The following is a 10,965-nucleotide window of genomic DNA, read 5'->3' as shown; positions in this document are numbered from 1 at the left end:
GTTGAATTAGAATTTTATAAACTTAAAAATACAGCATAGGTCTTAGAAAAATTGTCCGAATTTCTCTTGCAAGTCCACATAATGAATTGGACGAAAAAGAGACAGACTCGTGGATAAAACTCATTAGGGTGTTGAATCATGAATTCTGTAACCCCTATCACCTCTATATCTGAATCTATATTAGGATACTACAAAGATAAAAACGGGATATTATCTGCCACCAAAATTGATGAAGATAAAATTCGTAATACCGCAAAAGGATTAGAGGTTATCAAAAATCAAGGAAATGATTTGATGATTTTTGTACAATCATACCGTAGCTTCCTTAATGTACCTGTTCCTGATAAAAAAATAATTAGTGTAGATGAATTACTAGAAAAGGTAAAAGTTTTGATGAGTCAAGAAATAGATTTTAATGTCATTTCTTTTGATATTCATGGCCACCATAAAAATCTTGAAATCTATGCAGACGAAAAGCAGATTACTCAAATACTTGTCAACTTATGCAAGAATGCTGTTCAGGCATTAAAAGAAACTGAAAACGCATCTCTTATATTTATTACTGGTCTTACTAGCGATGACAAAAAGTATATAACAATCCAAGATAATGGCTCAGGAATTCATCCTGATATTATAACCCAAATATTTGTACCTTTTTATACTACCAAAAAAGATGGAACTGGGATTGGTCTCAGCCTCTCTAAACAGATTATGCATCTACATGGTGGTAATCTATCGGTGCGTTCTATCCCTGATCAAGAAACGTCGTTTACATTATTTTTTGAATAAATACAAAGACAATTAATTATTATCACCTATTATTTTACTTGATCGAGCTTTAATGTTTTCATCAAAGCATCAAAATAAAAGTCTTCCTGATCTGGAACAATAATGACCTTATAAGCTGTGTTTTTAATAATATAGTGAGATGAAATGGCTGGATCTAACGTATCAGAATGAAGATTGACTGTTTTTTGTATAAAATTATTAATTAGTAGTACTTCATCATAATGTATCTCTCTGCGATAGGTAGGCTTATCACTTTTATATACTAGATAATCATTTCTGAAACTAAGGGATTCTTTATCTCCATTAGAACGATTAAATTCAAAAGTAAAATCCTTGGAAGCAAATATGGTATTAATATTTTTTGCTGTTGGTTCTACCTCTCGAGCACAACTCACAACAAAAACTACAATTAAAAATATCTTAGCTCTTTGCATCATACATATATCTAGATGAGGAAAAGAACTAAGATAAGAATAATTCGTAATCTATTTTACGGCTAATTGTTTTATAGAATTTTCAAAATCAATATCTTCAAGATTGCTGATGGATAATCCGATTCCTCCAGATTTGGAAGCTACTATATATTCTGTTTGAAATTTTTTCTCTTTCTCAAATGCTTTCAAATACTTAAGTTTTACCACTTTTGATGTTGGTGTAAAGAAAAAACGGCCATGTATTCTCTTATATCTCACTTTCTGAATATTCGACTCATCTTTGAGTTGGTTATTCATAGCTTCTACTACTTTTGCTGCTCTATGCTCATCAAATTGATAAAAATCACAAACATATACAAATACGTAATTCTCTACAGTATTCTCATCTACAAATAGTTCGAAATCAACTTTTTTATCTTCTATTTTCTTTAATTCATCAAGAGCGACTTTTTTAAATTTCGGTTTATCTGTCAAAGAATCTAACCTTGCTCTAAACTCTTCTGGTGAGGATTTGGCATAACTACTTGTAAGAACTACAGTGTTGTTTCTGAACTCAATTGTGTTTTTTGAAAACTTAGAAAATTTGGATTCTTTGGGTAAAAATTCACATCCTACAATTAGGACTGTTACTAGTGCTAGTAGAATTTTTTTCATAGGGCGTTTGTGTTAATTAATACAACATTACAATAGACCAGCCCAAAATGATTTGCCTTGTAAGTTACTAAAAAAAAACTAATTAAACCCCCTTTCAACTTGATTTCTAAGCACTTCTACCGATTTCGCTTATAAAAATCACACAAAATAGTAGGAATAGTATTACTATTTTAATTCTCTCTTACCCCTTTATTACAGTGACCTCTACTCTAGATTAGCAATAAATTTTTCTACATTGAAATTAACATCATCTTCTCCTTGCTGATCAAAAGGATTTTCTAAATGAGATTGAATATTATCTAAAGCCACCAAAATAACACTGTATAAAATAGGCATAGCAAATTCCAATCCTACAGAATACTCATTGGCTTTATAAGCAAAATAGGGACCATATAGAATTGGCAAAACAATGATAAAGATATTACTGTACGTTCTCAATGTTCTTGGTGTACGATATTGGTAAATATGTTTTGTTCTCTCAAAAGAAATCATCATTTTGCTCAAAAATTGATTTGAACGAGATGCCTCACCTGAAGGTAACCCATGACTTCTCATTTTTTTTACAAAAGCAGATATTTCTGTAAAACTCTGATACACATCTTTTTCATATTTTTCAAGTTCAGATACTGGTTTTGTAAACATATGTCTACATGCGTTCATGAGTCCTTCTAAATGAATTTTCAACTCTTCTTTAAGAGTTTCAGGAGGATTTTCTAACCAATGAATGGTTGCAAAATATAAAGCTCTACCATGTGCCTTTATCCCACCGTATTCATCTAAAGCAATCTCTCTACGTTTATATGCCCCTCCTATAGAAAAAACAATAGGAAAAACAATTGCGGTAGCAATAAGACTCAAAGGAAAATTAGCAATAAAATTAAAATACCTGCATGTATAACTAGATATCAAAGACAATAATATAACTACAAAGGTCTTATAGTTGATAATCAGACCTACTCTTCTAATAAATTTTAACATAAAAATAATATGAGTTTAATTTGGCACCCAATTGACTGGGTTTTTTAATACTTCTAGTAATTCTTCTTCTTTACTCCCTTTTTCTGGGTGATGATCATATTGCCATTGCACATGGGGAGGTAAACTCATTAAGATACTTTCTATTCTTCCGTTTGTTTTTAACCCAAATAGGGTTCCTTTATCATGTACAAGATTAAACTCTACATATCGTCCTCTTCTTATTTCTTGCCAATCTCTTTGCTCTTTGGTATATGGTAATTCCTTTCTCTTCTTTGCTATCGGTACATAGGCATCAAGAAAGCTATCTCCTATTTCTATTACAAAATTATACCAGTCCTGCATAGACATCATATCTGTTGCTTTACAATAATCAAAAAACAAGCCCCCTATTCCTCTTCCTTCTTCTCGGTGAGAATTATAAAAATATTCATCACATTTCTTTTTATAAGTGGTATAAAAATCTGGGTTATGTATATCGCAAGAAGCTTTACACACTTCATGAAAATGCTTTGCATCCTCATTAAAAAGATAATAAGGTGTTAAGTCTTGCCCTCCTCCAAACCAACTATCTACTACGGTTCCTGTCTTATCATACATTTCAAAATAGCGCCAGTTGGCATGTACTGTTGGTACCATAGGGTTTTTAGGGTGCAATACCAATGATAGACCACATGCAAAGAAATCTAAATCACCTACATTAAAATAGCCCTGCATAGCTTTTGGCAATGCGCCATGAACTCCTGATATATTTACGCCTCCTTTCTCAAAAACATCTCCATTTTCGATTACTCGGGTTCTACCTCCACCCCCTTCTGGTCGTTTCCACAAATCTTCTTGAAACTTGGCCTTACCGTCTATTTCTTCTAGAGTAGAAGTAATTGTATCTTGAAGGTCTTGTATATATTGATAAAATCTGTCTTTTATATTCAACTTTTGATGATTTTCTTTCTGAAATTTATTCATTCTGTTACTATTCAAAGTTTTATTTGATAACAATAAACAAAATAAAGTCCTCTTCTATAATTTTTTAAAAGCTTATCCTTGATCAAGCTTCAATCTTAGGAACTTCTTTTGATGCACTGTTTAATTTAATAAATCCTTTTTCTTTTAAAATCTTTACAGTCTCTGTTGAGGCAGCCACCACAGATATTGGTAAGGTGATAATAAATCCTAAAATTGGTATAAAGAGCATGAGTACAAATACAATCCCGTTACCTATAGCGGTACCTCTGTTCTTTTTAACAAACTGAACGCTTTCTTTATAGCCAAAATGACGTTCCATAGTATAATCCATATTACCAAAACCTATATAATACGCTTGTATCAAAAAGATCAATATGGTAGCAATAATACCAACGATTGGTATAAAACTTAAAATCACTAACGGAATCATAAACAATAACTCTCTGATAAGATTACGTATGTTAATTCGTATCCCTCTAGATAATTGTTGACTAAAAGATGTTTGACGATGCGTATGATTTGTTTCTCCCAACAAATGAGATTCTACTTTTTCTGAAACTGGACTCATAAATGGAGCCGACAGTGCCATCACAATATGTTTATACAAAATTAACCCCACAACCAGAATCATTAACCCTCCTATGTATGTACTAATCGTTGCAAAGGTCTCTGATCCCCACTCCCAAACCCAAGCTTTGGCAATCAATGCTCCCAAGCTATTTGCAAAAAAATAAGTTAATGCTACAAAAGATACTCCAGTAACTACACTAATTAAAATTGGTATCGCAAAATACCTCCACAATCCAAGTTTTGAGATCAGTTTAAATGTACCAAAATAGGCTTTAATCCCACTTATAATATTTTTGAACATACTATTTATTATTTAGTCTTTCTATTTTTTGATTTAACTCAATAGAATACGTTGTCGCATTTGATTGTACATATGCATAAAGCTCATTTGCTTTTTGATAGATATTTTGCAGGGTAGCATTTTTAAAATATAATTCTGCCAATACATCCCCTAACAACTCTATATGTTGTAAACCAAAGTTTCGTCTTTTTAGAGTTGTAATCAGTAACATTTTATCCATATTACACACCTCCTCTAAAGATATCCCCAATTCTTCTTCTAATTTATTTGTAATTATCGTTACGCTTTCTTCCTTATTACTTGTAGTAATCTCAGTAGCTTTGGATAATAGATTCATTAGGAATTGAGTAATTTTCCTGACCTCTCTTGATAACCAATCCTCTACAGACAAACTAATTCTATTTTCCTATTAGTAGTCTTCATTATGATTTTGTTTCATTATTAATTAATTTTTATGCTTTCAAAACATAAGATACACCAAATCATTTGTATATACTGATACCTCATTAATCTCTTTTATTACTTTGGCATTCTGCAATTGTTCTTGTAGAAGAGTAATCACTTTTTCTTCCTCAAAACATACATCTTGTTTTAAAAAAACATCACGTCCTATTTTATTATTATGTAAATCCATAGCAGTAGCTATTGGTTCATTGGGTGCTAGCTCCTCGTGCATATCAGTTATTTTCTGTGCCCAATCAACGGATTTTTCTTTGCTTTTTGTTTTATACAATACACTTTTACAAATCAACACATTCCATAACGCATGTCTAAAAGCATTTGCTTTTCCATTGCCGTGATGTTCCTTTCCAAACAACTGATCACAAATAATCATGGTTCTTCGTGTTGCGATCAAAGTTGGATATATAAATAATGGGTTCTGAAGCATTGTCTTGGCCAGTCTATAAAACTGCCTAAAACTTAATTGTTTTACCAAACCCCAGACATTCATCCTTATACTTTATACTCTTTTACAGCGTCAACAAAAGCTTGTGCATTTTCTACTGGAATATTAGGCAATATTCCATGTCCTAAATTAGCAATATAACTATCCTTACCAAAGCCATCTATCATCTCTTTTACCATCTTTTTAATATCTGCTGGTGGAGATAATAGTCTTGATGGGTCAAAATTACCTTGAAGTGTAATATTTCCTCCTGTAAGATATCGTGCATTACGTGCAGAACAAGTCCAATCTACACCAAGTGCAGATGCTCCTGATTTTGCCATTTCCTGTAATGCAAACCAACACCCTTTTCCAAAAACAATAACTTCTGTTTCGTCTTTTAGCGCGTCTATAATCTGTTGAATGTATTTCCATGAGAATTCCTGATAATCTACAGGTGATAACATTCCTCCCCAACTATCAAACACCTGAACAGCATTAACTCCCGCAGCTACCTTTGCTTTGAGGTAAGCAATTGTAGTATCAGTAATCTTCTGTAATAATTGGTGTGCTGCTTCTGGCTGCGCAAAACACAACTCCTTGGCTTTATCAAAATTCTTAGACCCTTGCCCTTGTACGGCATAACACAAAATGGTCCAAGGAGAACCTGCAAAACCAATTAAAGGAACACGGTTATCTAATTGTTCTTTGGTTAGTTTAATAGCTTCCATTACATACCCTAACTCTTCATGCACATCAGGAACAACAACTTGCTTTACATCTTTTAGAGATCTAATAGGGTTTGGTAACCAAGGTCCGATTCCATCTTTCATCTCTACCTCAATATTCATAGCTTGGGGTATTACCAAAATATCACTAAATAAAATAGCGGCATCCGGTCCTATGATATCAATAGGCTGTACCGTTATCTCTGCTGCTAATTCTGGTGTTCTACAACGTGTAAAAAAATCATACTTTGCTTTTAATGCGCGAAACTCTGGCAAATATCGTCCTGCCTGACGCATCATCCATACTGGTGGGCGTTCTACTGTTTCTCCTCGTAGGGCTTTAAGAAATAGGTCGTTTTTTAATTCTGTCATTTTATTTTTCTATTAGCTCAAATATGTATTTCTGAGTTATATTTTTTCTATTTATCTCTATAATACGTAGCTGCCTGAACAATTACATTTTCTATAGTCGGACGATTTGCAACAACTACATTATCAGTATATTTTCTAGCTTCAGAGGCAGTTGTATTTCCTATACAAAACAAAATACTTTCTCCAATATTGTTTGTAGACACATAACTTCTAATTGCCGATGGACTAAAAAACAATATCCCATCAAATAAACGATTAAATATATTTGATGTCAAATATGTATTATATACAATTTGTTCTTCTATCGATATATTATTTTGTTTTAAAAGATCTGGTAATTCATCTCTTCTCATATTTCCGCAAAAAAACAAAAAAGAGTCGCTTTTATATCTTTTTATGATAATTTTAGCTAAATCTGATGCATTGTAAGCAACCTCTACCACATTACATCCATTATCTTCCAATAGTTTTTTTGTGTTTTCTCCCACACAAAAAACTCTTATTTCAGAATTTTCTATTTTGTAAAAAGGAAGTGATTTTTGATTAAAAACAGCATGTACTGCATTCTTGCTTGTAAAAATTATATTCGAGATAGTATTCTCTGGGCCTTTGACTTCTAAAAAATCAATTGTCACAGCATTATACTCAACCAATCTTAATCCTGTATTTAATACTAACTCTTTTTGAGCAACAGAGAGTTTCTTGGTAGAAAGTAATGTTGGTGAAGTATTCAATTTTACCCTATTTCTTCTTTAATTCTTTTCATTAACTCCTTACCACCATTCTGCAATATCTCCTGTGCACATCGTACACCAAAGTCTTTGCTTTGATCTATCTTTATTTCTTTACTTACTTCTATTTTATCTTTTCCGTCAAGACTAAACAAAACTCCCGTAAAAGAAATAAGATCCTCTTTAATGGTTGCTAGTGCTCCTATAGGTGCTGTACACCCTCCTTCTAACTCTCTTAGAAATTCACGTTCTATATGTACACATGTTTCAGAAGTTCTATCATTCAAGTTTGACAATACGTCTCGGCAATATGTATCTTCCTCTTTGGCAACTACCAACATTGCTCCTTGTGCTGGAGCAGGAATCATCCAGTCTAGATCTTTATAATTATCTGGTTTCAAATTTATACGCTCCAATCCAGCAGCAGCAAAGATTGCTCCATTCCACTTATTATCAGTGAGTTTTTGAAGACGTGTATTTACATTCCCCCTCAGGTCAGTTACTGTATGCTTAGGATATTTATGTAACCACTGTGCTTTTCTACGCAGACTTCCTGTAGCAATTATCCCATCACTTTCTAAAAATTCTAATCCTTTATGCACTAAGATGTCTTTTACATTAGCGCGTTTCAAGATAGCAGCCTCAACAATACCTTTGGGCAAAGCGGTAGGAACATCTTTCATAGAATGTACAGCTATATCAATATCATTCTGTAACATGGCAATATCCAAGGTTTTGGTAAATATACCTGTAATACCTAACTCATATAATGGTTTGTCTAACACAATATCACCTGTTGATTTTACAGGAACTAACTGAGTTTTGCATCCTAAATCTTCTAAGCTCTTTTGTACCGTTTTGGCCTGCCAAAGTGCTAACTCACTATCTCTGGTTCCTATGCGAATTGTTCTAATCAAGGCTGTTTTTTTGTAATTGAAAAACTTTTTGAATCAACTCTATACTCTCATCTGCCGAAGTGTTATCATCTTTGAGATGATTGGCAAAATGATTTGTTATTTTCTGAATGATCCTACTACTTATAATATCTGCTTGCTCTTCATCAAAATCTGCATACTTTTTTCTTTGTAAATTAATTTCTGCATCTTTTAATGTAAACAATTTATTTTTGAGAGCTCTAATGGTAGGAGCAAATTTTCTAGTCTCTAACCAATTATCAAACTCTAACTTTACTTCTTCTATAATTTCTTCTGCCTGCGGAATGTATTGTTTTCTTCTTTGTAATGTATCATCTGTCATTTTTGATAAATGATCCAAATGCACCAAAGTTACATTAGGTAATTCTGTGACATCATCTGCAACATTCTTAGGAATAGAAAGATCCAAAATCAACAATGGTTTTTGCGAGTGTATTAATTGCTTAGAAATTGTTGGATTCTGTGCTCCTGTTGCGACAATCAGGATATCTGTGTTTTTTATTTCAGATTGGATATTAGCATAATCTTTTACAACAAGATTAAATTTTCCTGCTATTTTTTCTGCTTTATCTTTGGTACGGTTAATAAGCGTAATATGATCATTTTTGGTATGCTTAATTAAATTCTCACAGGTATTTCTTCCTATTTTTCCTGTACCAAAAAGTAAAATATTCTTATTAGAAATATCTTCTACATTTTTTAAAATGTATTGTACTGACGCAAAAGAAACTGAAGTTGCTCCAGAAGAAATTTCTGTTTCATTTTTGATTCGTTTGCTTGCCTGAATTACCGCATTGATAAGCCTTTCTAAAAAAGGGTTTGTCATCTCAGCTTTTTTAGAAGCTTTAAAACTTATTTTTAGTTGGCTTATAATTTCAAAATCCCCTAATATTTGACTATCCAAACCAGTACCCACTTTAAATAAATGCGCTACTGCTTTCCTGTTTTTATGCACATACGCCACCTTCTCAAACTCCTCTACAGTACCATGAGTATGCTCACATAGTAATTTAATTAATTGAAATGGGTGCTGTGCAAAACCATGTAGTTCTGTTCGATTACAGGTAGAAGTAACAAGTAATGCTTCTATACCATCTTCTTGGGCTCGTTGTAGTATTCTTGCCTTGACCTCATCATTTACACTAAAATGACCTCTGATCTCTGCATCAGCTTTTTTATAACTAAGTCCAATTGTGTAAAAGTTCGTTCCTTTAGCTCTTAAGTGAGGCTCCATGTAATCAATTCTATTATATTCCGTAACAAAAGTATTTTAGATAGATCAGAAAAAATAACGCTAGAGGGATTTTTAGTGTCGAAAAACGTTGTTTCTGACATTATTTGCAAAAAAAACACAAAAAACCCTTATTTTTGTAGAGCTAAGAAAGGTTCTTATATCGATAGTTTAGATTCATTCTAAATAAATAAAATTTTATAATTATGGAAATTGAACTAAAAAACAACGCTTCAGGGATTCTAGAAGAAACCTTTATCGAAGACGGTTTTTACATCCTTAAATTTCAAAATGAAACCAATGAAAATCAAAGAGTTGTTAGAGATATCGACAGCAATTTGATTCAATTTCATTTCTGTATCAAAGGAGCTATTAAGTTTAATTTCAATAATGGAAGTTATGCTATAAATCTTTCTGAAGAGAATTCACTTCTTCTCTATAATCCACAACGAGACTTACCCATGAATCTGGAAATGAAACAAGATTCGTGGCTAATTACCATCCTTATCTCTATAAAAAAGTTTCATTCTTTATTTTCTAAAGAAGCAGACTATATTCCTTTTTTAAGTGAAGGGAATCGAGATAAAAAATACTATACAGATGCAGGTATTTCTCCTTCTATGGCAGTAGTACTTAATCAGATTATGAATTATAGTTTGCATCCATCTATCAAACAATTATACTGTAAAGGAAAAGCTTATGAATTATTAAGCCTTTATTTTAATAGACCTGGAGATACAGATATTGAACAGTGCCCTTTTCTGGTCGATGAAGAAAATGTAATAAAAATCAGAAAAGCAAAAGAAATTATTATTGCTCGTATGGCTGAGCCTCCTACACTACAACAATTATCAAAAGAAATTGGATTACCTCTCAAAAAGCTCAAAGATGGTTTTAAACAAATTTATGGAGAACCAGTATATACATTTCTTTTTGATTACAAAATGGAAGTAGCTAGACAGTTACTTGCCTCTGGAAGTCATAACGTAAATGAAGTTGGCTTAAAAGTTGGGTATAGCACAGCTAGCCATTTTATTGCTGCGTTTAAAAAGAAGTTCGGCACTACACCAAAAAAATATGTCATGAGTTTAAGTTAAAACTCAATTAGTCAAATAATTCATCTCTAGGGATACCAATCCCTTTTTGCAAGGATACAATAGAATCATACATCCCTGTATCTTCTTCTGTAGTATCAGCCAAAACGGATACAAATTCAAACTGGTCTAAAAGTTCTAGAAGAAAAGATAACTTATCTTTTTCTACATCTACAATTATACGTTTCATGTGCTTTTATAATTTAGAATTAATAGTCATATGAAACCCCATAACAATTAAAAACATCATTTTTTTAATTGAATCAGGTTTACCTTGCTTTTTTAATTACCTAAAAATA

The 10,965-nt window shown here is 32.3% G+C and carries 14 protein-coding genes; 2 read left to right on the top strand and 12 right to left on the bottom strand.

The features are described 5' to 3' along the window. Positions 1–138: 138 nt before the first annotated feature. Complete coding sequence (locus tag CVD18_RS02465) at positions 139–789, top strand: PAS domain-containing sensor histidine kinase (protein WP_103863858.1); 651 nt, start codon at positions 139–141, stop codon at positions 787–789. A gap of 29 nt (positions 790–818) precedes the next feature. On the opposite strand, the gene CVD18_RS02460 is transcribed toward CVD18_RS02465, so the two are convergent. From CVD18_RS02460 to hemA, 11 genes are all read right to left on the bottom strand, one after another. Then, the gene (locus CVD18_RS02460) at positions 819–1,226 is read right to left on the bottom strand and encodes a hypothetical protein (RefSeq protein ID WP_103863857.1); all 408 of its coding nucleotides are present in this window, start codon (positions 1,224–1,226) and stop codon (positions 819–821) included. 48 nt (positions 1,227–1,274) lie between these two features. Then, positions 1,275–1,877 carry a hypothetical protein gene (locus tag CVD18_RS02455; RefSeq protein ID WP_103863856.1) on the bottom strand — a complete coding sequence of 201 codons (603 nt, stop codon included), beginning with the start codon at positions 1,875–1,877 and terminating at the stop codon, positions 1,275–1,277. A gap of 204 nt (positions 1,878–2,081) precedes the next feature. Continuing rightward, the gene (locus CVD18_RS02450; protein ID WP_103863855.1) at positions 2,082–2,855 is read right to left on the bottom strand and encodes a hypothetical protein; all 774 of its coding nucleotides are present in this window, start codon (positions 2,853–2,855) and stop codon (positions 2,082–2,084) included. 15 nt (positions 2,856–2,870) lie between these two features. Then, the gene (gene hemF, locus CVD18_RS02445; RefSeq protein WP_103863863.1) at positions 2,871–3,779 is read right to left on the bottom strand and encodes an oxygen-dependent coproporphyrinogen oxidase; all 909 of its coding nucleotides are present in this window, start codon (positions 3,777–3,779) and stop codon (positions 2,871–2,873) included. 121 nt (positions 3,780–3,900) lie between these two features. Beyond that, positions 3,901–4,689, bottom strand: coding sequence for an EI24 domain-containing protein (locus CVD18_RS02440; RefSeq protein ID WP_103863854.1), 789 nt, complete (start codon positions 4,687–4,689; stop codon positions 3,901–3,903). Position 4,690: 1 nt separating this feature from the next. Beyond that, the gene (locus tag CVD18_RS02435; protein ID WP_146052685.1) at positions 4,691–5,080 is read right to left on the bottom strand and encodes a hypothetical protein; all 390 of its coding nucleotides are present in this window, start codon (positions 5,078–5,080) and stop codon (positions 4,691–4,693) included. A 69-nt stretch (positions 5,081–5,149) separates the two neighbouring features. Next, entirely contained in the window at positions 5,150–5,641 is a 492-nt protein-coding gene (locus tag CVD18_RS02430; protein ID WP_103863852.1) for a hypothetical protein, read from the bottom strand. A gap of 2 nt (positions 5,642–5,643) precedes the next feature. Continuing rightward, positions 5,644–6,675 (bottom strand): uroporphyrinogen decarboxylase, encoded by a 1,032-nt coding sequence (gene hemE / locus CVD18_RS02425; protein WP_103863851.1) that lies wholly within the window; start codon positions 6,673–6,675, stop codon positions 5,644–5,646. 47 nt (positions 6,676–6,722) lie between these two features. Beyond that, positions 6,723–7,409: a uroporphyrinogen-III synthase gene (locus CVD18_RS02420; protein WP_103863850.1), complete on the bottom strand. Its 687-nt coding sequence runs from the start codon at positions 7,407–7,409 to the stop codon at positions 6,723–6,725. 2 nt (positions 7,410–7,411) lie between these two features. Continuing rightward, positions 7,412–8,323: a hydroxymethylbilane synthase gene (gene hemC / locus CVD18_RS02415; RefSeq protein WP_103863849.1), complete on the bottom strand. Its 912-nt coding sequence runs from the start codon at positions 8,321–8,323 to the stop codon at positions 7,412–7,414. After that, positions 8,316–9,575, bottom strand: coding sequence for a glutamyl-tRNA reductase (gene hemA / locus CVD18_RS02410; RefSeq protein WP_103863848.1), 1,260 nt, complete (start codon positions 9,573–9,575; stop codon positions 8,316–8,318). The genes hemC and hemA overlap by 8 nt, the downstream gene beginning before the upstream one ends. 203 nt (positions 9,576–9,778) lie before the next feature. On the opposite strand from hemA, the gene CVD18_RS02405 reads away from it, so the two are divergent. Then, positions 9,779–10,669 (top strand): AraC family transcriptional regulator, encoded by an 891-nt coding sequence (locus tag CVD18_RS02405; RefSeq protein ID WP_103863847.1) that lies wholly within the window; start codon positions 9,779–9,781, stop codon positions 10,667–10,669. Between the two features lie 7 nt (positions 10,670–10,676). Here CVD18_RS02405 and CVD18_RS02400 read toward each other — a convergent pair whose 3' ends face one another. Continuing rightward, positions 10,677–10,856, bottom strand: a complete 180-nt coding sequence (locus tag CVD18_RS02400) for a hypothetical protein (protein WP_103863846.1) — start codon at positions 10,854–10,856, stop codon at positions 10,677–10,679. Positions 10,857–10,965 lie beyond the last annotated feature (109 nt).

The organism is Aquimarina sp. I32.4 (assembly GCF_002924285.1).
Taxonomy (GTDB): Bacteria; Bacteroidota; Bacteroidia; order Flavobacteriales; family Flavobacteriaceae; genus Aquimarina.
The sequence above is the reverse complement of the archived record's forward strand: the minus strand, read 5'-3'. Positions and strand labels throughout refer to the sequence as shown.